This window comes from Pectobacterium aquaticum (genome assembly GCF_003382565.3).
GTDB lineage: Bacteria > Pseudomonadota > Gammaproteobacteria > Enterobacterales > Enterobacteriaceae > Pectobacterium > Pectobacterium aquaticum.
The window spans coordinates 3,087,258-3,113,853 of sequence record NZ_CP086253.1 but is presented as its reverse complement, the minus strand read 5'-3'; the positions used below and the strand labels follow the sequence as shown (position 1 = coordinate 3,113,853).

At 48.5% G+C, this 26,596-nt stretch carries 21 protein-coding genes, 6 tRNA genes and 2 pseudogenes; 6 read left to right on the top strand and 23 right to left on the bottom strand.

The window, feature by feature from the left end; all coding sequences use genetic code 11:
- Nucleotides 1-112: 112 nt before the first annotated feature.
- From DMB82_RS14485 to miaB, 6 genes are all read right to left on the bottom strand, one after another.
- Nucleotides 113-1,009 (bottom strand): amino acid ABC transporter substrate-binding protein, encoded by an 897-nt coding sequence (locus tag DMB82_RS14485; protein ID WP_102116690.1) that lies wholly within the window; start codon nt 1,007-1,009, stop codon nt 113-115.
- A gap of 451 nt (nt 1,010-1,460) precedes the next feature.
- A complete protein-coding gene (lnt, locus tag DMB82_RS14480; RefSeq protein ID WP_102116689.1) occupies nt 1,461-2,990 on the bottom strand; it encodes an apolipoprotein N-acyltransferase in 1,530 nt (509 codons plus the stop codon).
- Nucleotides 2,991-2,997: 7 nt separating this feature from the next.
- Nucleotides 2,998-3,876, bottom strand: coding sequence for a CNNM family magnesium/cobalt transport protein CorC (gene corC, locus DMB82_RS14475; protein ID WP_010285415.1), 879 nt, complete (start codon nt 3,874-3,876; stop codon nt 2,998-3,000).
- A gap of 127 nt (nt 3,877-4,003) precedes the next feature.
- A complete protein-coding gene (gene ybeY / locus DMB82_RS14470) occupies nt 4,004-4,483 on the bottom strand; it encodes an rRNA maturation RNase YbeY (protein WP_010298791.1) in 480 nt (159 codons plus the stop codon).
- Nucleotides 4,480-5,538 (bottom strand): PhoH family protein, encoded by a 1,059-nt coding sequence (locus DMB82_RS14465; RefSeq protein WP_116163019.1) that lies wholly within the window; start codon nt 5,536-5,538, stop codon nt 4,480-4,482. The genes ybeY and DMB82_RS14465 overlap by 4 nt, the downstream gene beginning before the upstream one ends.
- Before the next feature lie 331 nt (nt 5,539-5,869).
- Nucleotides 5,870-7,294, bottom strand: coding sequence for a tRNA (N6-isopentenyl adenosine(37)-C2)-methylthiotransferase MiaB (miaB, locus tag DMB82_RS14460; protein WP_102116687.1), 1,425 nt, complete (start codon nt 7,292-7,294; stop codon nt 5,870-5,872).
- A 228-nt stretch (nt 7,295-7,522) separates the two neighbouring features.
- Between miaB and ubiF the strand changes: the two genes are divergently transcribed.
- The gene (gene ubiF / locus DMB82_RS14455; RefSeq protein ID WP_116163018.1) at nt 7,523-8,689 is read left to right on the top strand and encodes a 3-demethoxyubiquinol 3-hydroxylase; all 1,167 of its coding nucleotides are present in this window, start codon (nt 7,523-7,525) and stop codon (nt 8,687-8,689) included.
- 22 nt (nt 8,690-8,711) lie between these two features.
- On the opposite strand, the gene DMB82_RS14450 is transcribed toward ubiF, so the two are convergent.
- Complete coding sequence (locus DMB82_RS14450; RefSeq protein ID WP_116163016.1) at nt 8,712-9,326, bottom strand: hypothetical protein; 615 nt, start codon at nt 9,324-9,326, stop codon at nt 8,712-8,714.
- Between the two features lie 157 nt (nt 9,327-9,483).
- Here DMB82_RS14450 and DMB82_RS14445 point away from each other — a divergent pair, with 157 nt between their 5' ends.
- Nucleotides 9,484-10,692 (top strand): IS256 family transposase, encoded by a 1,209-nt coding sequence (locus DMB82_RS14445; protein WP_116163012.1) that lies wholly within the window; start codon nt 9,484-9,486, stop codon nt 10,690-10,692.
- A gap of 52 nt (nt 10,693-10,744) precedes the next feature.
- Here the strand turns inward: DMB82_RS14445 and DMB82_RS14440 are convergent.
- The 4 genes and pseudogenes from DMB82_RS14440 to DMB82_RS14425 all read right to left on the bottom strand — a co-directional run.
- Nucleotides 10,745-10,867, bottom strand: a pseudogene (locus DMB82_RS14440) (site-specific integrase); the annotation flags it as partial.
- A 97-nt stretch (nt 10,868-10,964) separates the two neighbouring features.
- The gene (locus DMB82_RS14435) at nt 10,965-11,939 is read right to left on the bottom strand and encodes a hypothetical protein (protein WP_116163010.1); all 975 of its coding nucleotides are present in this window, start codon (nt 11,937-11,939) and stop codon (nt 10,965-10,967) included.
- Between the two features lie 20 nt (nt 11,940-11,959).
- The gene (locus tag DMB82_RS14430; RefSeq protein ID WP_228399998.1) at nt 11,960-12,910 is read right to left on the bottom strand and encodes a hypothetical protein; all 951 of its coding nucleotides are present in this window, start codon (nt 12,908-12,910) and stop codon (nt 11,960-11,962) included.
- Nucleotides 12,911-12,941: 31 nt separating this feature from the next.
- Nucleotides 12,942-13,098, bottom strand: a pseudogene (locus DMB82_RS14425) (S24/S26 family peptidase); the annotation flags it as partial.
- Here DMB82_RS14425 and DMB82_RS14420 point away from each other — a divergent pair.
- Nucleotides 13,024-13,284 carry a hypothetical protein gene (locus DMB82_RS14420; protein WP_167469148.1) on the top strand — a complete coding sequence of 87 codons (261 nt, stop codon included), beginning with the start codon at nt 13,024-13,026 and terminating at the stop codon, nt 13,282-13,284. The pseudogene DMB82_RS14425 and the gene DMB82_RS14420 overlap by 75 nt on opposite strands.
- An 83-nt stretch (nt 13,285-13,367) precedes the next feature.
- Complete coding sequence (locus tag DMB82_RS14415) at nt 13,368-14,408, top strand: IS630 family transposase (RefSeq protein WP_228399992.1); 1,041 nt, start codon at nt 13,368-13,370, stop codon at nt 14,406-14,408.
- Between the two features lie 392 nt (nt 14,409-14,800).
- Here the strand turns inward: DMB82_RS14415 and DMB82_RS14410 are convergent.
- The 10 genes from DMB82_RS14410 to nagB all read right to left on the bottom strand — a co-directional run bounded on the left by DMB82_RS14410 (nt 14,801) and on the right by nagB (nt 20,795).
- A tRNA-Gln gene (locus DMB82_RS14410) sits at nt 14,801-14,875 on the bottom strand.
- A gap of 6 nt (nt 14,876-14,881) precedes the next feature.
- Nucleotides 14,882-14,958 (bottom strand) — tRNA-Met (locus tag DMB82_RS14405).
- Nucleotides 14,959-15,011: 53 nt separating this feature from the next.
- Nucleotides 15,012-15,086 (bottom strand) — tRNA-Gln (locus tag DMB82_RS14400).
- 35 nt (nt 15,087-15,121) lie between these two features.
- Nucleotides 15,122-15,196 (bottom strand) — tRNA-Gln (locus tag DMB82_RS14395).
- A gap of 56 nt (nt 15,197-15,252) precedes the next feature.
- A tRNA-Leu gene (locus tag DMB82_RS14390) sits at nt 15,253-15,337 on the bottom strand.
- Nucleotides 15,338-15,345: 8 nt separating this feature from the next.
- Nucleotides 15,346-15,422, bottom strand: a tRNA-Met gene (locus tag DMB82_RS14385).
- 219 nt (nt 15,423-15,641) lie between these two features.
- Entirely contained in the window at nt 15,642-17,306 is a 1,665-nt protein-coding gene (gene asnB / locus DMB82_RS14380; protein WP_116164324.1) for an asparagine synthase B, read from the bottom strand.
- 203 nt (nt 17,307-17,509) lie between these two features.
- Complete coding sequence (gene nagC, locus DMB82_RS14375; RefSeq protein ID WP_116164322.1) at nt 17,510-18,733, bottom strand: DNA-binding transcriptional regulator NagC; 1,224 nt, start codon at nt 18,731-18,733, stop codon at nt 17,510-17,512.
- Between the two features lie 97 nt (nt 18,734-18,830).
- On the bottom strand, nt 18,831-19,976 hold the full coding sequence (nagA, locus tag DMB82_RS14370) for an N-acetylglucosamine-6-phosphate deacetylase (RefSeq protein ID WP_116156543.1): 1,146 nt from the start codon (nt 19,974-19,976) through the stop codon (nt 18,831-18,833).
- An 18-nt stretch (nt 19,977-19,994) separates the two neighbouring features.
- On the bottom strand, nt 19,995-20,795 hold the full coding sequence (gene nagB, locus DMB82_RS14365) for a glucosamine-6-phosphate deaminase (RefSeq protein WP_102116680.1): 801 nt from the start codon (nt 20,793-20,795) through the stop codon (nt 19,995-19,997).
- 357 nt (nt 20,796-21,152) lie between these two features.
- On the opposite strand from nagB, the gene nagE reads away from it, so the two are divergent.
- Both nagE and glnS read left to right on the top strand, forming a co-directional pair.
- Nucleotides 21,153-22,649 (top strand): N-acetylglucosamine-specific PTS transporter subunit IIBC, encoded by a 1,497-nt coding sequence (nagE, locus tag DMB82_RS14360; RefSeq protein WP_102116679.1) that lies wholly within the window; start codon nt 21,153-21,155, stop codon nt 22,647-22,649.
- A 190-nt stretch (nt 22,650-22,839) separates the two neighbouring features.
- Entirely contained in the window at nt 22,840-24,498 is a 1,659-nt protein-coding gene (gene glnS, locus DMB82_RS14355) for a glutamine--tRNA ligase (RefSeq protein WP_116164320.1), read from the top strand.
- Between the two features lie 62 nt (nt 24,499-24,560).
- On the opposite strand, the gene fur is transcribed toward glnS, so the two are convergent.
- Both fur and fldA read right to left on the bottom strand, forming a co-directional pair.
- Nucleotides 24,561-25,010, bottom strand: a complete 450-nt coding sequence (gene fur / locus DMB82_RS14350; protein ID WP_039356497.1) for a ferric iron uptake transcriptional regulator — start codon at nt 25,008-25,010, stop codon at nt 24,561-24,563.
- Between the two features lie 329 nt (nt 25,011-25,339).
- A complete protein-coding gene (fldA, locus tag DMB82_RS14345) occupies nt 25,340-25,867 on the bottom strand; it encodes a flavodoxin FldA (protein WP_102116677.1) in 528 nt (175 codons plus the stop codon).
- Nucleotides 25,868-26,596: the final 729 nt, after the last annotated feature.

Here is a 26,596-nt window from a genome sequence, read left to right as displayed (position 1 = left end):
TCGAAATTTCTCGGGGCAACATGTGATGGGGAACGACCATCACATGCCTGTCTGTCCTGCCACGAATCAGCAATCAGAGGGCAGATAGCTCTGCCCTTATTCTCATTATTAATTAGTTTAGTGCTTTGTCATTTGGCGCTTTGAACAGCGCTTTCATTTCGTCTGACAGTGCAAAGTTCAGGTTAAGATCTTTTGGTGGGATCGGTTGTTTGAACCAGCGATCGAACCACTTTTCAGCTTCACCGGAGGTCTGAACTTCAGCGATGGTGTCATCAACCAGTTTCTTGAATTGTGGGTCATCTTTACGCAGCATACAGCCGTAGGCTTCTTCAGACTGCGCTTTGCCGACGATATCCCACTGATCGGCGCTTTTCGCTTTCGCACGTTCACCCGCCAGCAACGCATCATCCATCATAAAGGCAACCGCACGACCGCTTTCCAGCGTACGGAAGGAGTCGCCGTGGTCTTTCGCACTGATGATGCGCATCTTCAGCTGTTTTTCTTCATTCAGCTTGTTCAGCAGAACTTCAGAGGTCGTACCGGAAGTCACGACGACGGTTTTACCCGCTAGATCTGGGAAGTCTTTTACGCCGGAATCTTTTTTGGTTAACAGACGTGTACCGACCACGAAAATGGTGTTAGAGAACGCGGCTTGTTTCTGACGTTCCAGGTTGTTAGTCGTTGAACCACATTCAAAATCAAAGGTACCGTTCTGCAACAGCGGGATACGATTCTGAGAGGTGATAGGGAGTAGCTTGACCTGCAGGTTAGGCGCATCCAGTTTTTTCTTAACCGCTTCGACAATTTTGTCAGAGTAGGCTTGAGAGTAGCCGACCACTTTTTGCGTGTTGTCATAGTAAGAGAAAGGCACGGACGATTCGCGGTGTCCAATGACGATCACGCCATTATCTTTGACCTTTTTCAATGTACCGGCTAGATCTTCAGCCTGAGCTACGCTGGCGGCGGTGCCAAGCAGAAGCAGTGATAATGCCAGTTTACGCATTTGCATGTTCTAACTCCTTTGCTGTCGTTACAGTGCAATAGTGATAGCGCTGTCATTAATAACCGTATGGTTAATGTGCCCGTTATCTTCAAGTTAACATTGTCTTCAAGGTAAACAGCGGATCGCTGCATCACTCATAATACTTTGCTACTTCTCAGTGATAACGCTGCACCGTTAAAGCGCGAAGTTACTGTCTATACAGTTAAAAAGTAGCTGATTGTAAATAGATTGAAATAGGAATGTTTGTTTTTTGCGATATCCGCCGCACCAAATGGTAGCAATGTCACAGGGTGGCACCGATTTGGTGCGTTACTTGCCCCAATAGAGCGCTTTACGCCGACGTAGTATCCAAAAAAATACAGAAACAACCCTTTACAGGGTAATAATAGGCAAATACCGTGCCATAAATAAAAAAGACATGCAAAAGCATGCCTTTAGGGATGTGAGGAGGGGACGATTATCGGCGACGCAAACCGAAGAAAGCGGCAGCGGCACCGCCCAGTAGCGTAATGCTCCAGAGCGGACAGGAACCGAAGCGCGCATAAGGCGTTATCCCCGTTGCTGGCACGACCTGCGTGCTCAGCACCGCGCGCGTAAACTGCGGCAGGCTAGCGCTGACATTGCCATCAGGCGTAATCACCGCTGTGACGCCGTTATTGGTGCTACGCACCAGAGGACGGCCTAATTCCAGTGCGCGCATGCGAGCCATCTGGAAGTGTTGCCACGGGCCGATTGAATGACCAAACCAGGCATCGTTCGAGATGGTCAGCAGCATATCGGTGTCTGGCCGGAAGTTATCACGCAACTGCTGGCCTAAGATGATTTCATAACAAATAGCGGCATTGAGCTTGAAGCCGTGCACAGAAAGTTGAGGCTGAACGTAGTCTCCGCGGCTGAACGATGACATGGGGAGATCGAAGAACGGCGCTAGCGGACGTAACAACGTTTCCAGCGGGACAAACTCGCCAAAAGGTACCAGATGGTTTTTGTTGTAACGGTTCGTTGTGGGGTAGTGATACGGATCTTTGTCGCCCAAAACGATCACTGAGTTATAAAAATCGGTTTTATTACCCTCACGGCGGATATCGACGATACCCGTAATCAGGCTGCTATTACGGCTACGCAGAATATCATCAATCTGCTTCAAATAGGCAGCCTGACGGCTTTCAATATCGGGAATCGCGGTTTCCGGCCAGATAACGATGGGCGCTTTGTCCATATAGGGCAGGCTGTTATCCAGATAAATCTTCAGCGTGTTCAGCAGCTCGTCTTGTTCCCACTTCATAGCCTGCGGGATGTTGCCCTGTACCAGCGCGACATTGACGGCGCGTTCAGTTTGCAGGGTGTACCACTGCACGTTGCGCAGCGGCCATGATAAAACGAAAACGCCGATAGCAATGGCCGCCGGTACGATTTTTCGTTGACTGATGGCATAAACGAGTAGCCCGCTGAGGCTCATCAACAGGAAGGTAATGGTGTCGATACCCAGAATGGGCGCGATACCTTTCAGTGGGCCGTCAATTTGGCTGTAGCCGAATTGCAGCCACGGAAAACCGGTGAGCACCCAGCCGCGCAAAAATTCAGTTAGCTGCCAGAGCACAGGGGCAGCAAGCGCCAGACGCCACAGTGTCGTCTTTGGCCACAGGCGTGAGAGCAGGGCAGAAAACAGCAGAGGGTAGAGTGACAAATAGGCTGCAAGCAGAACGACCAGCGCAACATTGACAGCGCCCGGCATTCCGCCAAACTGGGCGATGCTGACGTAAACCCAGTTAACGCCACTACCGAACAGACCCAATCCCCAGCAAAACCCTATCGAGGCTGACTGACGACTCGTACGGTTGAGCGTCAGCGCCTGTAAACCCATGAGCGAGAGAATCGCCGCGGGCCAGAAATCAAAGGGAGAAAATGCCAGCGTGCCACAGGCACCAAATAAGAGCGCCAGCAGGGCTTTGACCTGCTGGCGTTGTAGAAAAGAAGCGACAACCATTGCCAAATTATTCTTCCAATTTTGGTTGAGGGGCATTATCAGGGATTCTGACATGAACCTGAATAATACGGCGGCTGTCCGCCATCGCAACCTTAAACAGGTAACCTTCTATGTCGATGGTTTCGCCACGGGCAGGAAGATGGCCGAAAGACTGCATAACCAAGCCGCCAATGGTGTCGACCTCGTCATCGCTGAACCGTGTACCGAAAGCCTCGTTAAAATCTTCGATATCGGTTAACGCACGAACGGTGTAGGTCTGGCGATTAAGCTGGCGAATATCTCTGTCTTCTTCATCGTCGTATTCGTCTTCAATTTCGCCGACAATCAGCTCAAGAATATCTTCAATCGTGACTAGGCCGGATACGCCACCAAACTCATCGATGACAATCGCCATGTGATAACGCAGCGAGCGGAACTCATTCAGCATTCTATCAACGCGTTTACTTTCCGGCACAACCACGGCGGAACGCAGAACTTTATCCATACTGAATGGTTCGGAATCGCTGCGCATAAACGGCAGCAAATCCTTCGCCATCAGGATGCCTTCAATGTGGTCTTTATCTTCGCTAATCACGGGGAAACGAGAATGGGCGGATTCGATAATCACGTCCAGACACTCTTCCAGCGTTTGATCGCGCTTGAGCGTAATCATCTGCGAGCGAGGGATCATGATGTCGCGTACACGCTGGTCGGCGATATCCATGACGCCTTCGAGCATATCTCGTGTTTCAGGATCGATCAGTTCATTCTGTTCGGAATCACGAATCAGAGTGAGTAAGCCGTTACGATCTTTTGGCTCGCCGTGAAAAAGCTGATTAAGAATAAGAGAAAAGAAGCCCTTTTTGGGACTGGGTGCATCGCTGTTTTGAGAATGGTCGTCGCTCATGCGTTTTAATTAACATCACTCTTGTTAAAGGATTATTACCAGCAACTGGAAGCGGCACAGTGGCTGATGTGTGAATACAAATGCCCGATATCTTCCCGATTTCGGGCTAGATAAAATGTATTTCTATTTATTCGGTGAGGCCATCTTTTTCTGCAAGGTAAGGATCGGCATAGCCCATGCCCTGCATAATCTCGGTTTCCAGCGCTTCCATTTCTTCGGCTTCGCTGTCTTCGATATGGTCGTACCCTAGCAGATGCAGGCTACCATGGACAACCATGTGCGCCCAGTGCTCTTCTACGGTTTTTTCCTGCTCGGCGGCTTCACGCTCGACAACCTGACGGCAGATGATTAAATCGCCAAGCAAAGGAAGCTCGACTTCAGGCGGTGCCTCAAAAGGAAACGATAGCACGTTGGTCGGCTTGTCTTTACCACGATAGGTGTTATTCAGGTCGCGGCTTTCGGCCTCATCCACGATACGGATGGTGACTTCAGAGACTTCCTGAAACTGCGGCAGAACGCCTTCCAGCCAGCGCTGAAAGTCTTTTTCTTCCGGTAGCCCCTGTGCTTGCTCGCTGGCGATTTGTAAATCCAGAATCACCTGACTCATTTTTGCTCCTGATCTGATGCCGCAGCCTGTGCTTCACGCTTACGCTGTTCTGCTAAGGCGTCTTTACGTTTCTGTTCGGCATTTTCCCACGCTTCATAGGCATTCACAATCCGCGCGACCACCGGATGGCGAACCACGTCTTCGCTGTGGAAAAAGTTAAAACTGATCTCTTCCACATCGGCCAGTACTTCTATCGCGTGGCGTAAGCCGGATTTCAGATTCTTCGGCAGGTCGATCTGCGTGACGTCACCGGTGATGACCGCTTTTGAGTTGAACCCGATGCGTGTCAGGAACATTTTCATTTGTTCGATGGTGGTGTTCTGGCTTTCATCCAGAATGATAAAGGCATCGTTCAGCGTTCGGCCACGCATGTAAGCCAGTGGCGCGACTTCAATCACGTTACGTTCGATAAGCTTCTCGACGCGCTCAAAGCCCAGCATTTCAAACAGGGCATCATAAAGTGGGCGCAAATAAGGATCGACTTTCTGGCTCAGATCGCCCGGCAGGAAACCCAGCTTTTCACCCGCTTCGACGGCTGGGCGCGTTAACAGAATGCGGCGAATATCCTGACGCTCCAGTGCATCTACGGCGGCAGCGACAGCTAAGTAGGTTTTCCCTGTTCCCGCAGGGCCAACGCCGAACGTGATGTCGTGATCAAGGATATTGGCGACATACTGTGCCTGATTTGGCGTGCGCGGTTTTATCACGCCGCGTTTGGTGCGGATATTGACCACTTTGCCATAGTCAGGAATGTGTTCTGCAGACTGTTCCAGCACGCGAGATTCTTTAATCGCAAGGTGAATTTGCTCAGGATCGATATCACCGATGACGCCACGTATTGGGGCCGTATCGACATATAGACGATGCAGGATATCGGCGGCAGCTTGCGTCAGCAGGCTTTTGCCGACCAGTTTAAATTGATTATCCCGGCGGTTGATCTCGATGCCTAAGCGGCGTTCTAACTGTTTAATATTGTCATCAAACGGACCGCAAAGGCTGAGCAGGCGTTGGTTATCGGCGGGTTCAAGGGCAATCTCTTTTGTCGTTACGTTCAAATTATTCCTCTTGAGCGTTACTGTGCTGGCTCCATCCTGCCCGCACAAAGTGAACAGTTGTCAGACGGCCTGATGTGTCCGCCCTATGAGTGAATTATTCATCGTGAATGCCCGATGGTGCAAGTCACAATCATGATATTGGGATGCCGCCTCGCAAAAGCAAATGTAAGCGGCATGAAATTGAAGCGGATAGCCTGCCATAAAAAAACGCAGGAGCGTTTTTCAACGTGGCGAAGCAACGGCCCGTAGGGTGGCTGGCAGGGATAGCCTGCCATAAAAAATGGGTGGCAAAGCCACCCATCAATCACGCTGAGACTGAAGCGTACATCGATTACGGCTGATAGAACCCGACGCCGATCTCATTCTCTTTGCGGGTACGCGCAATCACGGAAGACGGTGATTCATGTACGCGCAGATCCATTTGATCTTCGGTACGTACCACGATGCCGCGCAGCGAGTTGGTATAAACATCAACGATTTCCACATCGACGAATTTACCGATCATATCTGGCGTGCCTTCGAAATTGACGACACGGTTGTTTTCCGTACGGCCAGATAGCTCCATCACGCTTTTACGTGAGGTGCCTTCTACCAGAATACGCTGGACGGTGCCCAGCATAAGGCGACTAAATCGCATTGCCTGCTGGGTGATGCGCTCTTGCAGAAGGTATAGACGCTGTTTTTTCTCTTCTTCCGGCACGTCATCGACCATCTCTGCGGCCGGTGTTCCGGGACGGGCGGAATAGACAAAGCTATAGCTCATATCGAAATTCACATCGGTAATCAGCTTCATCGTCTGTTCAAAGTCAGCCTGTGTTTCGCCAGGGAAACCGACGATAAAGTCAGAACTGATCAGGATGCCCGGACGTGCATTGTGCAGTTTACGAATGATTGCTTTGTATTCCAGCGCGGTATGGCGGCGTTTCATCATTGTCAGCACGCGGTCAGAGCCGCTTTGTACCGGTAAATGCAGGAAGCTGACCAGTTCCGGCGTATCTTCATAGACGCTGATAATATCGTCTGTGAATTCAATCGGATGGCTGGTGGTAAAGCGGACACGGTCGATCCCGTCAATAGCGGCGACCAAGCGCAGCAGCTCAGCAAAGGAGCAGATTTCACCGTCATAGGTTTCGCCGCGATAGGCGTTGACGTTCTGCCCTAAAAGGTTAACTTCACGCACGCCTTGTGCGGCCAGTTGAGCGATTTCGAACAACACATCATCGCACGGGCGGCTGACTTCTTCGCCACGGGTATAAGGCACAACGCAGAATGTGCAGTATTTATTGCAGCCTTCCATGATGGAGACGAAAGCTGTTGGCCCTTCGGCTCGCGGTTCTGGCAGGCGGTCGAATTTTTCGATTTCAGGAAAACTGATATCAACGATGGGGCTACGGGTGCCCTGAACGTGATTAATCATTTCCGGCAGGCGGTGCAAGGTTTGCGGGCCAAAAATAACGTCGACGTAGTGCGCACGTTCACGAATATGCGCGCCTTCCTGTGAGGCCACGCAGCCACCAACACCAATAATCAGGTTAGGATTGAGATCTTTCAGCGTTTTCCAACGGCCAAGTTGATGGAAGACCTTTTCCTGCGCCTTTTCACGGATCGAACAGGTATTGAGCAGCAGGACATCGGCTTCTTCAGCGATTTCAGTCAGCTCATAGCCGTGCGTACTTCCCAGTAAATCAGCCATCTTTGATGAATCGTACTCATTCATCTGACAGCCCCAGGTTTTAATATGCAGTTTTTTTGTCATCGACTTACCATTACTCAGTGCGGATAAGAAAGATTCCCCCTCATTTGGGGTGTTTATTGTAATCGCTCACCGGCGTTGTGACCAGCGCCGGAAACTACGCTGACTTGATAACGCCTTACTTTCTATAAAAATGCGGCTTTTCTGAAAAGTTACCCGCAAATCCAGTACACTATTTTCATGCATTTTTACTGGTGTGAATAAACCAGAACCAGAGAGGATAAAGCCAATATGCATTACGATGCGATTGTGGTTGGCGGTGGCATGGTTGGCGCGGCCGCGGCGCTTGGGCTGGCACAGCAAGGATTTCAAGTTGCGGTGATTGAGCAGGACATGCCGACGCCGTTTGATGCCGCCAGCCCGCCAGATTTACGGATCTCGGCGATTGGCTATGCGTCGGTTGCGCTACTGAAAGAGCTAGGCGCATGGCAGCGAGTGCAGCAGATGCGCAGCGCGCCTTACCGTCGGCTGGAAACCTGGGAATGGGCGAATGCCAGAGTCGTTTTTGATGCTGCCGACATTCACCTGCCTGAACTGGGTTTTATGGTGGAAAACCGGGTGCTGCAACGGGCGCTCTGGGAAAGTTTGCAGGAAGAGGATCGCTGCCAATGCTATTGCCCAGTTACGCCGCAGAACTTGCAACGCACCGATGATGGCTGGTGTTTACAGCTTGCCGATGGGCAACAACTGACGGCTGCGCTGGTAATTGGCGCCGATGGCGCGAATTCTCAGGTTCGCCAGTGGGCGGGGATTGGCATCAGCGGCTGGCAGTATCGTCAGTCTTGTATGTTGATCGGCGTAGAGACCTCGCAACCCCAGCAGGATGTGACTTGGCAGCAGTTCACGCCAAGCGGCCCGCGTGCGTTTTTACCGCTGTTTGATGAGTGGGGATCGCTGGTGTGGTACGACAGTCCGTCGCGTATTCGTCAGCTTCAGGCGATGCCGCTTACACAGTTGGATAAAGAAATTGCGGCTGCGTTTCCTGAACGATTGGGCGCGGTTAAGGCGCTTTCTGCGGGATCATTCCCGTTGGTCAGACGTCATGCGCAAAGCTATATCAAGCCAGGATTGGTGCTACTGGGTGATGCCGCGCATACCATCAATCCGCTGGCGGGGCAGGGGGTGAATCTGGGATATCGCGACGTTGAGGCGCTGCTGGATGTGTTAATTAACGCGCGCAATGCAGGAGAAGAATGGGCTTGTGAGCGCGTGTTACGCCGCTATCAGTGCCGCCGTATGCCGGATAACCTGATGATGCAAAGCGGGATGGATCTCTTCTATAACGCGTTCAGTAATGCGTTACCACCGCTGAGCTTTGCTCGCAATATGGCGCTGATGGTCGCGCAGCGCGCTGGCGTGTTAAAACAGCGCGCATTGAAATATGCCATTGGCGTTTGATGAATAATGAGGATGCCACCCGCTAGAGTATGGGCTCGGCGGTGAAGATAATATCGGTGTCCTCATTGGTTGTTGCTGTAAATCGAACCTTTCCGACCTGCCGAACGCCTTTGCCTGAGGTCTGGCTATCCTGAAGCAGGCCGAACATCATCTCAGTCACCTCAGAGCTTTCAAGATTGTTCTCACCCAATAGCGCAGAAAATGCGGCTGTAACGATTTGCAGATTCTGTCTTGTTGCTTCTGCGGATTCTGACGCGGCGTTGAGTAGCAAGATTCCATTAAGCTGTTGGCTTTTACTCTCTAACGACCCAATTAATCCAACATGCTCGTTAAAAATGTGCTGAAAGTCATCGATGGAACTTCCCTTTTCCAACTTAATGGTCAATGCGAGAGGGATATTGAGTTTCGTCAGATTGGCATTCATCCGGTCAGCGAACGTTTGCGATGACATCTTAAAAGAAGTGACATTGGCGGCATAAGTCGACGCGATGAAGCAAAATAGCAACGCCACGCTGAGTAACAGCGTGGTTAACTGCGCACGTATGACAGCCCATCGCGATTGGCCGATGTCATTCTGACGTGGCAGCACAACGTGGCTGAGATCATGAATAACACAGGATGTCGATAAAACCTTCATGCCCGCCCTTTTAGGAAAATCGAATGATTGGTTTGGATATATTAACACCAGACTATGTTAATACCAGACACAACAAAACGGGCGAGAGCCTGTACATAAATTTGTGTAATTGCCTGATTTTGATATGTTCAATCCAACATCAAAAGCAGGTTAATTTATGGACGAAAAACAATTACAGGCACTGGCTAACGAACTGGCCAAAAATCTCAAAACACCTGATGATCTCAGCCAGTTCGATCGCCTGCTGAAAAAAATCAGTGTTGAAGCCGCCCTTAATGCTGAAATGTCCCACCATCTCGGGTACGAGAAAAACCAGCCCAAAGCGGGTCTTAACGCACGCAACGGTTATTCCACAAAAACTGTCATTACTGGCGATGGCCCGCTCGAACTGCGTACTCCGCGCGATCGTGACGCCACATTCGAACCTCAACTGGTGAAGAAAAATCAGACTCGGATAACCAGCATGGATAACCAAATCCTGTCGTTATACGCCAAAGGCATGACTACCCGCGAAATCGTCGCGACGTTTAAGGAACTGTATGACGCGGATGTGTCGCCGGCCCTGATTTCAAAGGTCACGGACGCGGTGATGGAGCAGGTTGTTGAATGGCAGAATCGGCCGTTGGATAGCCTTTATCCCATTGTTTATCTTGACTGTATTGTCCTTAAGGTCCGTCAGGACAGTCGTGTCATCAACAAATCCGTGTTCCTGGCCTTGGGCATCAATATCGACGGTCAGAAAGAACTACTGGGTATGTGGCTGGCGGAGAATGAAGGGGCGAAGTTCTGGCTGAATGTGCTGACGGAGCTGAAAAACAGAGGTCTGAACGACATTCTCATCGCCTGCGTTGACGGTCTGAAAGGCTTCCCTGACGCTATCAACGCGGTATATCCGCAAACCCGCATCCAGTTGTGTATCGTCCATATGGTGCGCAACAGCCTGCGCTTCGTCTCATGGAAGGACTATAAGGCCGTCACTCGCGACCTGAAGGCGGTTTATGGGGCCGCGACGGAAGAAGCGGCGTTGCAGGAGCTGGAAACATTCGCCAGGGTCTGGGATGAGCGCTACCCGCAAATCAGCCGTAGCTGGCGTGCAAACTGGGCGAATCTGTCAACATTCTTCGCGTACCCGGATGACATCCGTAAGGTGATTTACACGACCAATGCCATTGAATCGCTGAACAGCGTCATCCGGCATGCCATAAAGAAACGCAAGGTGTTCCCGACAGATGACTCAGTAAGGAAAGTGGTGTGGCTGGCGATCCAGTCGGCATCAAAAAAATGGACGATGCCGATCCAAAACTGGCGGCTGGCGATGAGCCGCTTTATTATCGAGTTCGGTGACCGCCTGGACGGTCACTTCTGAGAAATGGCATTTACACAGAATCATGTACAAGGTCCGGGGCGACATCTTTCGATTGATCTATTGTGAAGCGTTCAAAGGCGACGGCTTCCCCTTTGGTAGCAAACTGTTTGCCTTCGTGTCCGTGCGGGTAGTTCTCACACATCCATTCTCCTGATGCTTGTTTACGAACTGCCATACAGCCCCCTGTTAACTGAGGGCTGTACTTTTACTGTATATAAATTAGTTACCAATGTTTGATATTGTTCTGGAAATACATAGGCATAAATTATTTATTACTCGGACAAAAATGAATTGAATTTTTCAAATTTTTCTGGAGTAAATGCGCTCTCTCCAAAGACGAACCTTGCTCTGGATTGTCCCGTATCCTTCATTTTTTCAAACACCATAGAGAAGTAATTATGTTCATCCTCAAATATGTATCTATTTATGTGAGTATAATATTCGTTATTTTCAATATCTAATAAATATAGAACCCTGTAAGATATTGAACGTATTTCTTCTAGGTATGATTTTAGTTCTTTTTCGCTAAAGAAATAAGTGGAAAAATTATATTTTCTATTATCTTCTAAAAATAAAATTTCTTTATTTTTTCTTATTAATTCTATCTCTGTTTTATTTATTGATAAGGATCTTTTTATATTTGACATGTCAAGGATAACCTCAAGTAAATTCATGGCCAATATATTTACGTTAACTTCTTTGTTTTTATTTATATAATTGTATGTTTTTTCTAGATTTTTGTTTATATCTGATAAGGATACTATGATATTTAAAGCATGACTTTCTTTAGTGTCTAAGATGATCCCGTTATCTGGAGATGAGTTAGGGAAAAAATCACGATAAAGAGAGTATGGATCTGATATTTCTAATTTTATATCATATCCTCTTATTTGTATTTTATTTCCTTTTATAAATGAAAGGCTCTCTGTTACATATTTTTGATGTGAGTGAAATCGTTCACTGACGTTTTTCTGGTTAATGAGTTCAATTTGTACCTCCGTTTGGATCGTCCTGTGTATATGCGCGACAATAGCAACCCAAGGAATTGATAGAGACAATACACCTATAGGTAATGAAAACATCGAAAGGAATTTTGCATAGCCAGCAGATGAAAAATCGAATGTTGTTTCGAACCATAATGGAATGCACAATAAGAAACTTATTGCAAACGGTATAGCTATTGCCAATCTAAAAACCCATTGTCGTGAAAGTCTTTTTTCATCTAATTGTAACCAGCGGAGCGACATAAAAAACCTCTTCCCTTTTGTTAGTTACTATCTTCTTTTTTACTTGTATCAGTAGCATTGTCAGATTTTGCTGGCAGCATATTTTTTATTTGTGCTAACAATCCATGAACGGATGGCGGTTGTTCTGTTTTACCAGAAAATGCGGTATCACCGGACATATTCCAGTCTTTAAATACATGGATCGCATCTTCTTTTGAAGCTGTTCCGCCAAAAATCTGTAGGAAAATTTGCCCGAACATCAATGCATGTTGGCGGTCTTTTCGCCGAATTGATTCGTGAGTGTAACGTCTTGAATTGCTGAAACAGACATAGGAAAGCCACGAAAGTAAGCCAATTCCTAACAGGCCGCGTGTAAATAAGTAAAATATACTCACTGAGTTTAATTCTTCATTTTTTAAAAGGGTGTCAATACCTGCTATGAATGTACAAAATGCTGCTGCTATTGCTCCAATACAAAATAACATGCCGCAGCCTGACCAAATATGCGACATTATTATGAAAAATCTATCATCAATATTTAGTTTTTCTTTTACTGAGTCCACATACCCAGATATGTTCTTATCAATTTTTGATTGTTGTGTTTTTTCTCTCAGTTCTTTATTTTCTTCAGTTAGCTTTTTAATCTCATTTTCTTTTTCATGAATTTTTCTCATGACTATGTCAAATTCTGACTTATATATTTTTTGTTGTTCTTTAAGATGCGAATTTTCCTCTGAAAGAATTATTTTATCTTTATTTAGTTGTGATATTTTTTTAAAAAAGTACTCTTTTTCATCAGGGTCTTTTTTATTGGTTAATTCATTTTTTTGAAAATTATCCAATATAGAGTCTACTATTTTTCCAGATGATTTTACTTCGCCTAGTTCAATAAGTGAGAATATATGTTTATGCAGGTAAGATTCTATTATTCCTTTGCTTAATAAATAATCTGCTTTGTCTTTTATTTCTTCGCCGATAGATCTTTCAGCCATTAAACTATTCCTTATTTAAAATTGGTGGTTGTTATTTTTGATAAACATCAATCCTACAATCGAATTCCATATCAATCCCGCTAACGCGCACTTTGCCCACAGGGATATAGGTTATGGGTCAGATCGCGGATACTAATTTTACCTTCAATTTCAACCAGCCACTTGCCGTCTGCCACTTCATCAAGCTTAGGCATGATCGCATTGAACGGATGCAACAATCACGTCAGTCAGAAATTCAACTTCGTAGAACATGCGTTTTAAACCGTGCTTGGTTGCAAATGATGCCCTATGTTTCTGAATATTACAATTTCAACTCTGTTGGTATTCGTATGAAAAATAGGCGTATCGGTGAACTAAATAACTTCGCCAAATAGTAGATCACTTGAAGGGAACTCAGTCCGAGTTGTGCGATCTGATCAATCGCCAAATCAAAACAAATCACCAACCGGACTGAGCGATGCCGATCATAGCAGCAATCCCTGATGAAGAACGACGACTAATGCGTAAAGAAGCCCAACAGACACATGATAAAAATTACTCCAGACGACTCATCGCCATACTGATGCTGCATCGGGGAATGACTGTCACCGACGTTGCCAGACTGCTTTGTGCGGCCCGCTCATCCGTTGGAAGGTGGATAAATTGGTTTACTTTACATGGTGTTGAAGGACTAAAGAGCCTCAAAGCCGGACGAGCACCGCGCTGGCCAGTCGCTGATATCCTGCATATGCTACCGCTTCTTATTCAACGCTCTCCTCAGGATTTTGGCTGGCTGCGCTCCCGCTGGAGCACCGAGTTGTTGGCACTTATCGTTAACCGGCTTTTTAACGTGGCGCTGCATCCTTCCACGTTGCATCGCTATCTGAGACGAGCGGGCATTGTCTGGCGCAGAGCCGCGCCAACACTGAAAATCAAAGACCCAGATTATGAGGAAAAACGACTCGCCATCGAACAAGCGGTCTCTCGGAAACAAACAGAGCATCCCGTGTTTTATCAGGATGAAGTAGATATCGACCTGAACCCGAAAATCGGCGCGGACTGGATGCTCAAAGGGCAACAGAAACGTATTACTACGCCGGGACAGAACCAAAAGTATTATCTGGCAGGGGCACTGCATTCGGATACGGGACGAGTTCATTACGTTGGCGGCAGTAAAAAGTGTTCTGATTTATTTATCAATCTGTTAGAGACATTACGGCGGACATATCGGCGAGCGAAAACCATTACGCTGGTCGTTGATAATTACATCATTCATAAAAGCCACAAGGTGAAAAAGTGGCTGGGAAAAAATACGAAGTTCCGGTTGTTGTTCCTGCCCACGTATTCGCCGTGGCTGAATCCAATCGAGTTGCTGTGGTTGTCGTTACACGAAACGATAACGCGTAACCATCAGTGCCGGTATATGTGGCAGTTACTGGAACAGGTAAAATTATTTATGAATGCCGCTTCACCGTTCCCCGGCAATCAGCATGGTCTGGCTAAAGTGGAGCGGTATTAGGCGAAGCTATTTAGGATCATGACAAGAACGGGGAGTCCTCCCGAATCACTTCCAGATGGGATTTTTACATACGTTGGATAGAGCGGATTCTTCACTTGGCGTGAAACGCCCTCAAGGGCTTCGTATCGTGAGATATGACAGCATATCGCCTCGGGCTTAGGAATTTATTTTGCGTGGCGCTATGGCTTTCTGACGAGCTTTAGGGAAATGCTTGGGGCCAAGTAGAAGAGTAGAGTGTTGTTTCCGCCTATTGAAGGGGGAACTTCGTATTTAAAATAGAGAAGGGGAGTAACCGTAGGGTGAGCGTTAAAATTTTTGTCGCATGACATAACAAAACGGGGCGACATCTTTCGATTGTCGCCCCGTTTCTTTGCTGTTTTACCAGCTTTATTTGGCTGGGGTACGAGGATTCGAACCTCGGAATGCCGGAATCAGAATCCGGTGCCTTACCGCTTGGCGATACCCCAAAAATATGGTGGCTACGACGGGAATCGAACCTGTGACCCCAGCATTATGAGTGCTGTGCTCTAACCAGCTGAGCTACGTAGCCAAATGTACTGCTAATGTTACTTTACTTCAACAAATCTTCTACTATCAAGTATATGGCTGGGGTACCTGGATTCGAACCAGGGAATGCTGGTATCAAAAACCAGTGCCTTACCGCTTGGCGATACCCCAACAGGACAACGAATTTTTCAGCATATGTTTTGAAATGGCTGGGGTACCTGGATTCGAACCAGGGAATGCCGGTATCAAAAACCGGTGCCTTACCGCTTGGCGATACCCCAATCACTACAAAACACTAACAAGCTTCGAAAAGCGATGTCAGACCGAGAAGATGATATGGTGCGGGAGGCGAGACTTGAACTCGCACACCTTGCGGCGCCAGAACCTAAATCTGGTGCGTCTACCAATTTCGCCACTCCCGCAAAAAAGATGGTGGCTACGACGGGAATCGAACCTGTGACCCCAGCATTATGAGTGCTGTGCTCTAACCAGCTGAGCTACGTAGCCATCTTTTCCGCGTCACCTTCATCGGCGTTGCGGGGCGCATTATGCGTAGTTGGCCTAATTGCGTCAACTAGTTTTTTCCCGAAAAGTGCCCTCAATGTACCGTTTGTTTGGGTTGTGAACAGTATGGTGAGAAAAACGCCAAAAAGCACGCATTCCCAGTCAATTAAGCATACAAAAACGGGCCATGAAAGGCCCGTTGATTGAAGAAATTAAATCGAATTATTTGTAGGCTGACTGGTGTACGCCAACCGCACGGCCTGATGGATCATCCAGTTTCTTGAAAGATTCATCCCACTCAATCGCTTTAGCTGACGAACAGGCGACAGACGGGCCACCCGGTACGCATTCTGCTGCGCTTGGAACCGGGAACAACTCTTCGAAGATTTCACGGTACAAATACGCTTCTTTGGAGCTTGGCGTGTTGTACGGGAAGCGGAAGCGAGCTGTCTCCAACTGCTGATCGGTAACCTGTTGAGCCGCTACTTCTTTCAGCGTATCAATCCAGCTGTAGCCTACGCCGTCAGAGAACTGTTCTTTCTGGCGCCATGCAACGCTGTGCGGCAGATAAGATTCAAAGCACTCGCGCAGGATGTGTTTTTCCATCTTGCCGTTGCCACACATTTTGTCGCGTGGGTTGATGCGCATCGCGACATCGAGGAAGTTTTTGTCCAGGAACGGTACGCGAGCTTCCACACCCCAGGCTGACATCGCTTTGTTCGCACGGGCGCAGTCGTACTGGTGCAGTGCCAGCAGCTTACGCACGGTTTCTTCATGCAATTCTTTGGCGTTTGGCGCTTTGTGGAAATAGAGGTAACCGCCGAACACTTCGTCAGACCCTTCGCCTGACAGCACCATCTTGATGCCCATGGCTTTGATTTTACGGGACATCAGGTACATCGGCGTTGAGGCGCGAATCGTGGTGACGTCATAGGTTTCGATGTGATAAATCACGTCGCGAATCGCATCCAGCCCTTCCTGCACGGTGAAGTGAATTTCGTGGTGCACGGTGCCCAAGTGGTTAGCGACTTCTTGCGCGGCTTTCAAATCTGGTGCACCTTCCAAACCGACGGCGAAAGAGTGCAACTGAGGCCACCAGGCTTCACTACGCTCGTCATCTTCTACGCGACGTGCCGCATATTTTTTGGTGATTGCTGAGATAACGGAGGAATCCAGACCGCCAGAGAGCAACACGCCGTAGGGCACGTCAGACATCAGGTGGCTTTTCACCGCTTCTTCCAGCGCATCGCGCAGCGCTTCTTTATCCGTTTCGTTGTCTTTTACGGCGTCGTAATCAAACCAGTCGCGCTGGTAATACTCGCGAATTTCGCCGTCTTTGCTCCACAGGTAGCTGCCAGCCGGGAATTCTTTGATGGTGCGGCAAACCGGCACCAGCGCTTTCATTTCAGAAGCGACATACAGGTTGCCGTGCTCATCGTAACCCATGTACAGCGGGATGATGCCGAGGTGATCACGGCCAATCAGGTAGGCGTCTTTTTCGCTGTCATACAGGGCAAAGGCGAACATGCCGCGCAGTTCATCCAGGAATTCAGGGCCTTTTTCCTGATACAGCGCCAGAATCACTTCGCAGTCGGAGCCAGTCTGGAACGCGTAACGGTCACCGTATTGCTGACGCAATGCCTGATGGTTATAAATTTCACCGTTAACGGCCAGAATGTGGGTGCGCTCGGCGTTGTAAAGCGGCTGTGCACCCGTGTTGACGTCAACGATAGACAGACGTTCGTGAGCCAGAATGGCTTTGTCGCTGGCATAAACGCCGGACCAGTCTGGCCCGCGGTGACGCATCAAACGGGATAATTCCAGCGCTTTCTTACGCAGTTCAACAGGATCGCTTTTCAGATCAAGCACACCAAAAATAGAACACATACATGACTCCCAGTAATGACAGATTCGAACTCAGTGCCATTGATTTAGCATCAAAGTGCCATAGGAATTCAATATTATTTAATGAAAAAAGCCATAAGCATGGCGTTTCGTTAATTTATTCGGTTTTTTGGTGTTGATTCGTCAAATTCATAGAAGGGAAAGGCCGGATTTTTAGTGATTACATAATCCGGCTAGAAAGGGAATCAGGCGTTTTCGAGCAATTGCTGTAGCAACACACCGTTTAGCATCGCCCGTTTGACCAACGCGAACGCGCTGATAGCGGAAAGGTGGTTGAGGCTGGAGACCTCAATCGGCAGGTTGTGACGAAATTCTTTCAGCACCTGCGCGTTGATGCAGCGTTGGATCGCAGGAAGCAGCGTTTTTTCTGCTTCGGTGATTTCACCAGCAATCACGACTTTCTGAGGATTGAACAGATTGATCGCGATGGACAGTGCTTTGCCCAGATTGAGTCCGGCCTGTTCGATAACTTCACGGGCGAGGGCATCACCGCGGTTTGCCGCTTTGCAAATTGCAGAAATCGTACAGCTATCGGTAGAAAGCTTGCTGGGGTAGCCCTGACCCAGCAGGTGTTGTACGCGTTGTTCAATGGCGGCGTTGGCGACGACGGTTTCCAGACAGCCGAAATTGCCGCAGTGGCAGCGATCGCCAAGTGGATCGATCTGAATATGGCCGATCTCGCCCACGTTGCCGTTACTGCCGAGAAAAATTTGCCCGTTGACGAGAATACCCGCGCCTGTGCCGCGATGGACGCGTACCAGGATGGAATCCAGTGAATCGTGGGTGGCACCGAAATAGTGTTCTGCCAGCGCCAGGCTGCGGATATCGTGACCGACAAAGCTGGTGACGTTGAAGTGACGTTGCAGATTTTCGACCAGTTGCCAGTTATTCACGCTGATGTGTGGCATATAGCGGACGATGCCCGCAACGGGATCAACCAGCCCCGGCAGAACAACCGAGATCGCAATGAGCTCGCGAATACGGCGTTGATGGCTGGCGATAAAGCCGCTGATAACGTGAAAGAGTGCGGCTTCTAGCGACTCCTGCGTTTTTTCTTGCAGATCGTAGTGCGCTTCTTCCAGCGCTTTTCCCTGCAAATCGTACAGCGCAATAGTGACGTCATAGCGACCAAGGCGTACCGCTATGGTATGGAAAGGGCGGTTTTCGGTGATAATCGAAATGGCGCGTCTGCCACCGGTGGAGGCCTGTTGATCGACTTCTTTGATGAGCCCACGTTCCAGAAGCTGGCGGGTGATTTTGGTCACGCTGGCGGGGGCAAGCTGGCTCTGTTCTGCTATCTGAATTCGTGAGATCGGACCCTGCTGGTCAATCAGGCGGTAAACCACCGCACTGTTTAATTGTTTAACCAGATCGACATTCCCTATCTGCGCTTGTCCGCCTGTGGTCATTAAGAAGTTACTCGCTTAGGTTTAACTCAACGTAGGGGTAAACCTTATCTCAGTTTACCCCTAGGTATTTCCGCTTTACCCCAAGGCGTTTCTCGTTTTATCCCCAAACAGGATTACCGTTAACAAACGTCTTGAGAATGTGATAGTCACGGTCAAAGACGGTCAGGTTGGCCACTTTACCGCTTTCAATGCTACCTAACTGCTTATCCACGCCGATGGCGCGAGCAGGATAGAGCGTTGCCATCCGAATTGCTTCATCCAGCGCGATACCCGCATGTTCGACGCTATTACGCACGGCTTCGATCATGGTCAGTGCCGAACCGCTCAGAGTGCCGTGTTCATCGACACAAATACCATCGCGGTAGTATATGGTTTTACCAGCAAAAATGAACTGGTCAATATCCGCACCGGCCGGTGCCGTGGCGTCGGTCACCAGCACCAGCTTATCGCCCTTGATACGTTTACTGTTGCGAATAGTGGCCCAGTCAACGTGTCGTCCATCCGCGATAATACCGCAATAGACTTCCGGGGCGTCGTAAATCGCGCCGACCAATCCGGGTTCGCGGCCGGTCAGATACGGCATGGCGTTGAACAGGTGGGTAGCGAAACGAATACCAGCGGCAAAACCCAGCTTTGCCTGTTCCCAGGTGGCGTTGGAATGCCCGGCAGAAACGATAATGCCCGCCGCTGTTAGCTGGCGGATAACCGACGGTTCGACTTCTTCCGGTGCCAGCGTGATTTTCGTAATGGCATCTGCGTTGGCGCACAGGAAGTCGACGAGCTCCTGCGTTGGTTTGCGAATAAAGGCAGGGTCATGCGTGCCTTTCTTGAGTACATTCAGCCACGGACCTTCGAGATGAAGCCCAAGCGCCTGATGCTTATTCTGCGCCAGCCAGTCTCTCATCACATCGATGCTGTGCTTCATAAATGCATCGCTGGAGGTAATCAGCGTAGGTAAAAAACTGGTGCAGCCTGAACGCTCGTTCGCCTGCTGCATGATCTCTAGCGTCTTGACGGAGATCGTGTCCAGCGAGTCGTTGAACTGCACGCCGCCGCAGCCGTTCAACTGGAGATCGATAAAACCCGGGGCGAGGAACGCACCGCTCAGGTCGTGTTGTTCAATGCAGGCAGGAAGCTCGGCAAGTGGGCAGACTCGCTCGATCATCCCATCAGCAATCACGACGGCGTGATTATCCAAAATCTGGTGGCCAGTGAAAATCCGGCTATGGGTTAATGCGTACATCATCGACTCCCGCATCGGTTAGAGATTTTTCATGCTTTCCGTTTCTAACTCACGGAAATATTTAACGGTTTTTACCTTCAGCTCCATTGTTGAAGGCTCGTCACAAACCATGATGGCTTTAGCGTGAAGTTGCAGACAGCTGATAGTCCACATATGGTTAACATTGCCTTCTACCGCAGCCTGTAGCGCCTGCGCCTTGTTACGACCGGTCACCAGAATCATCACTTCTTCGGCATCAAGCAGCGTACCGACACCCACGGTCAGGGCAAATTTAGGCACCAGATTGACGTCCCCGCCGAAGAAACGGGAATTGGCGATACGGGTTTCTTCTGTCAACGTTTTGATGCGGGTGCGGGAGGCCAGAGAGGAGGCGGGTTCATTGAAGGCGATATGTCCATCATTGCCCACGCCGCCCATGAAAAGATGAATTTTCCCGTAGGACTTTATTTTCTCTTCATAGCGGCGACATTCTGCTGTGGTGTCTTCTGCGTTGCCGTTCAACAGGTTAATGTTTTCACGCGGAATATCAACGTGATTGAAAAAATTCTGATGCATGAAGGTATGATAGCTTTCTGGGTGATCGGTCGGCAGGCCGACATATTCATCCATATTGAAAGTGATGACGTGTTTGAAGCTCACCAGACCGGTTTTGTGCATGGCGACCAGTGATTTGTAGGCCTCCAACGGTGAACTGCCCGTCGGCAATCCCAGAATAAAAGGACGCTCTGCGCTGGGCTTGAACGCGTTGATTTTCTCAACGATGTGGCGGGCGGCCCATTTTCCGACGTCGGCGGCGGTAGTTAAAGGAATGAGTCTCATCGGCGCTCTCCTGATTTTTAGTGGAATTAAATACGTTATTGCGCAAATCGCGCCAGTTGCGCGTTTTGTCTATGCATTAAAATTAGTCTACTCCGTTTTTTTTAATCTTGAAATAAGTTGGGGTTTTATTCAGGTATAAACTTTTTGTATGCAGTTTTTTGGTGATTTTTATCACATAATTACGGGGTTTAATTTGTGTAGCGAATTATTTTTCTTACACTCCCCCTAAGAACTACCGCTGCCATGTTTTCTCGACAGTGACGTTTTCGACAGCGACGTTCTTCGGCAGTGAAATTTATTGGCAGGTTTGTTTGCCCCACAACATTTCATTACCTCGCAAAGGTAAGAGAGGGAAAAGTGAGTACTCTGAGCTATTTACAAAAAGTCGGTCGGGCATTGATGGTGCCTGTCGCGACGCTGCCTGCTGCCGCTATCCTGATGGGGATAGGTTACTGGATTGATCCGGTTGGCTGGGGAAGCGAGAACGCGTTGGCGGCACTCCTTATCAAATCAGGTGAGGCGATTATCGGGCACATGGCCGTGCTGTTTGCCGTTGGTGTCGCATACGGTATGTCTAAAGATAAAGATGGTGCGGCAGCATTGACCGGTTTTGTCGGTTATCTGGTGCTGACCACGCTGTGTTCGCCGGCCGTTATTGCCATGATCCAACGGATCCCTGTTGAACAGGTACCTGCTGCGTTTGGCAAGATTGAAAACCAGTTTATCGGGATTCTGGTCGGTGTCATGTCCGCCGAGCTGTATAACCGCTTCAGTCAGGTTGAGTTGCCCAAGGCACTGTCGTTCTTCAGCGGCCGTCGTCTGGTGCCGATTCTGGTTTCTTTCCTGATGATTCTGATCGCGTTCATTTTAATGTACGTCTGGCCGGTGATTTACAATGCGCTGGTATCGTTCGGCGAATACATTCAGCAGTTGGGTTCGGTTGGCGCTGGGGTTTATGCCTTCTTTAACCGCTTGCTGATTCCTGTTGGATTGCACCATGCGCTGAATTCTGTGTTCTGGTTTGATGTCGCGGGTATCAACGATATTCCTAACTTCCTTGCTGGCCAACAGTCTATCGACTCTGGCAAAGCTGTCGTGGGGATCACCGGACGTTATCAGGCAGGCTTTTTCCCGATTATGATGTTCGGCCTGCCGGGAGCCGCGTTGGCGATTTATCACTGTGCGCGCCCTGAGAACAAAAGCAAAGTGGCCGGGATTATGCTGGCGGCGGCATTTGCCTCCTTCTTTACTGGGATCACCGAGCCGCTGGAATTCTCCTTTATGTTTGTTGCGCCAGTGCTGTATTTCCTGCATGCGCTGCTGACCGGTTTTTCCGTCTTTATCGCGGCCAGCATGCATTGGATCGCCGGTTTTGGTTTCAGTGCGGGTCTGGTTGATATGGTGCTGTCCTCACGTAACCCGCTGGCCACCCAGTGGTATATGCTGCTTGCTCAGGGACTGGTATTCTTCGTCATTTACTATGTGGTGTTCCGCTTTACCATCATTCGCTTCAATCTGTTAACGCCGGGGCGTGAACTGGCTGTGAGCGGTAGCGAAGCCGATGGCTATGACGTGAGTACGGCGTCTGCGGGCGAGAAATCAAGCGATGCAGCGGTGTTGGCGCGGGGCTATTTGCAGGCGCTGGGCGGAAAAGCTAATCTGACGGGGATTGATGCCTGTATCACACGCCTGCGTTTGAACGTGGCTGATTCCTCTCTGGTTGATGATGCACAGGCAAAACGTCTTGGTGCGGCGGGCGTTATTCGTCTGAATAAGCAGAGCGTACAGATTGTTGTGGGTACGCAGGCTGAATCGATAGCGACCGCGCTGAAAGCGGAGTATGAAAAGATATAGTATGACAAGGCGTAATACGACGATGTTGATCGTTTAACGCGGTGTTATACCGATGATATGGATAGGGCGAGATAGCAATCTCGCCCTTTTTTTTCGTTATGAATAATTAAATGAAACTAACGGTTGTTTCCCAGCGTAGCTTGTTGGATCATTGTCGGTTATACGTCGTTTTAGCATTGAGGAATGAAGAATGAGTGAGGCTGAAGCCCGCCCAACCAACTTTATCCGTCAGATTATTGATGAAGATCTGGCGTCCGGTAAGCATGACCATATTCAGACGCGTTTCCCGCCAGAGCCGAACGGCTATCTGCATATTGGACATGCAAAGTCTATTTGCCTGAATTTTGGTATCGCGCGTGACTATCAGGGGCAATGCAACCTGCGTTTTGACGACACCAACCCGGTAAAAGAAGATATCGAATACGTTGAGTCGATCAAACGTGACGTCGAGTGGCTGGGTTTTTCATGGAGCGGCGACGTTCGCTATTCTTCTGATTATTTCGATCAACTGCACGCTTATGCGGTTGAACTGATCGGTAAAGGGCTGGCTTACGTTGATGAACTGACGCCTGAGCAGATTCGCGAATACCGCGGTACGTTGACGGCTCCGGGCAAAAACAGCCCTTACCGCGATCGCACCGTGCAGGAAAACCTGACGCTGTTTGAAAAAATGCGTAACGGCGGGTTTGCGGAAGGTACAGCCTGTCTGCGTGCAAAAATCGATATGGCATCGTCCTTTATCGTGATGCGCGATCCGGTGTTGTATCGTATTAAATTTGCCGATCATCACCAGACGGGCAACAAGTGGTGCATCTACCCGATGTATGACTTTACCCACTGCATTTCCGATGCGCTGGAAGGGATCACGCATTCGTTGTGTACGCTGGAATTCCAGGACAACCGCCGTCTGTATGACTGGGTGCTGGATAACATCACCATTCCTTGCCATCCGCGTCAGTACGAGTTCTCCCGCCTCAATCTCGAATACGCGATTATGTCCAAGCGTAAGCTGAATCAGTTGGTGGTGGAAAACGTCGTTGAAGGATGGGACGATCCGCGTATGCCGACCATCTCTGGTCTGCGTCGTCGTGGTTACAGCGCAGCCTCTATCCGTGAATTCTGTGTGCGCATCGGCGTAACGAAGCAGGATAACAACGTGGAAATGGCCGCGCTTGAGTCCTGTATCCGTGACGATCTGAATGAGAACGCTCCGCGTGCCATGGCAGTGTTGGATCCGGTCAAAGTTGTGATCGAGAATCTGCCCGCCGGGCATGAAGAGTTTGTTGCGATGCCAAACCATCCTAACAAGCCAGAAATGGGTTCACGTCAGGTCGCATTTAGCCACGAAGTTTACATCGATCGTGCTGACTTCCGTGAAGAAGCCAACAAGCAGTACAAGCGTCTGGTGCTGGGTAAAGAAGTGCGTCTGCGTAACGCTTATGTGATCAAAGCAGAGCGCATTGAAAAAGACGAGCAGGGTACTATCACCACGATCTACTGTAGTTATGATGCGGAAACGCTGAGCAAAGATCCGGCTGATGGTCGTAAAGTGAAAGGCGTTATCCACTGGGTTTCTGCGGCACACGCGGTACCAGCTGAATTCCGCTTGTACGATCGCCTGTTCAGTGTGGCAAACCCAGGCGCGGCGGAAGACTTCCTATCGACGATTAATCCAGACTCACTGAAAATTACGCAAGGTTTTGTAGAAGCAAGCCTGGCGCAGGCAGAAGCAGAGAAAGCGTATCAGTTTGAGCGCGAAGGCTATTTCTGTGCTGACCGCGTTTACTCCAGTGCAGAACATCTGGTGTTTAACCGTACGGTTGGGCTACGAGATACTTGGGTTGGCTAAGGCACCGGTAAGAAGAAAAAAATAAAACCGCCTAGGCGGTTTTATTTTTTTATGCGGTCGATTTATCGTGTGGAATCGTGCAGGGTTTCATCCTCTCGGCAATCCCCTTCACTGCAATGCCCATAGAGATACAGACTGTGGTTGGACAGTTTGATGCCGTGTCTTTCTGCGATCTCGCGCTGACGTGCTTCGATAGATTCATCCCGGAATTCAATGACTTTGCCACAGTCGAGGCAAATTAAGTGATCGTGATGATGCTGCTGCGTCAATTCAAAGACGGATTTGCCCCCTTCGAAGTTATGACGGGTTACGATACCCGCATCATCAAACTGGTTGAGTACGCGATAGACGGTAGCAAGACCAATCTCTTCGCCCATATCAATCAGTTTTTTATATAAATCTTCCGCACTGACGTGATGGCAGACAGGGTCCTGTAACACTTCCAGTATTTTCAGTCTTGGAAGAGTGACTTTTAGGCCGGCCTTCTTTAATGCGGTATTGTTGTCAGTCATGCGGGTTTAATCCTGTTGCTTACTTATCAATGGAGGCTGCCTAGCCTATGACATCGGTCGGCGCAAAAAATGCAAAAGCGTCTCAATTATAGAACCGCGCATACAAAATGAAAACAAGCGAATGTTAACAATATTGTCCCCATTCACACTATTGGTATACAACGCAATCCGTTGTTGATGAATGAGGAAATGTTGATGCACATACAAAGCCGATGGGATTATTGTACAGGTTTACTGATAGAAGTTAAAAAAATGTATCAATTATTATCAAAGGTTTTACCTATCAATTCTGTTTCGGCTCTGATCGGGATTATCAGAGCCGAAATGGCTTAGCCCACCAGTTCTTCCAGGTTCAACTCATCGCTGATCTGTTTCACCCACGTCGTTACGCGTTCGCTGGTCAGTTCAGGCTGACGGTCTTCATCGATAGCCAAGCCGATGAAGTGATTGTCGTCAGCGAGTCCTTTAGAGGCTTCAAAGTAATAGCCGTCTGTTGGCCAGTGGCCGATAATTGTTGCACCGCGAGGCTCAATAATGTCACGGATGGTGCCCATGGCATCACAGAAGTATTCTGCATAGTCTTCCTGATCGCCGCAGCCAAACAGGGCAACCAATTTTCCTGTGAAATCCACTTCTTCCAGCGACGGGAAGAAGTCATCCCAATCGCACTGAGCTTCACCGTAATACCAGGTTGGAATACCCAGCAGCAGAATATCGAAACCTTCGAGGTCTTCTTTGCTGCTTTTGGCGATGTCATGAACATCAGCGACGTTGGTTCCTAACTGCTGTTGAATCGTTTTGGCGATGTTTTCAGTGTTGCCAGTATCACTGCCAAAGAATATTCCGATGAGTGCCATGAATTGAATAACCTCTTGATTCCTAATGGTATGGTGTAATATTTCACCCACTTATCTGTTAATAATAACAGACACTCACATCGGGAGAAACTCGTATCGGTAAGGATGCGTAAATCAAGAGTGTGTGAAATGCGAGGTAAGTCAGAAAACGAAAACATCGCGACTGATGCAAAATTTCCTATAATGAATAGGGATCATGTTATCGTCTGAGATTATGTGTACATTCCCTTAATAGACTTATGGTTATTTATTTATAACGGCGTTTCATTTTTTATGAATGTACTTTTTATTTTATGGTTTGTTTCGGTTGTAATTAAAAGCAGGCTTCTGTTTGTGGATAATAAAACTATGGAATTGAAGATGACTATTCGTGAGGAATAAAATGCGTACAAAAGATAATGCTTTTATAGAATTGAAAATCTGGCACATTTCTCGGGAATATCCCCAATGAATGGGAATAAGAATTATAACCATTTGCAACTGAAGTAATACAAGTCTATAAGGGAGGTATTCTTTTGATGTTAAAGAATAAAGTGAAATTGCATTCAAACTGCTCTGTCGCCTAATAACATGTCCATGCTAACGCCCGCAGGATGCGTGCGGTGAATTATCTCGCAAGCCTATGATTAGATAGCTTATATCTATAAAAATAAGTGGGTTTATTTTCAGTATGAAAATTTATATTAATAAATGTAGCGAGAACGCTAAATATTCTCTGTATTTAGCCGA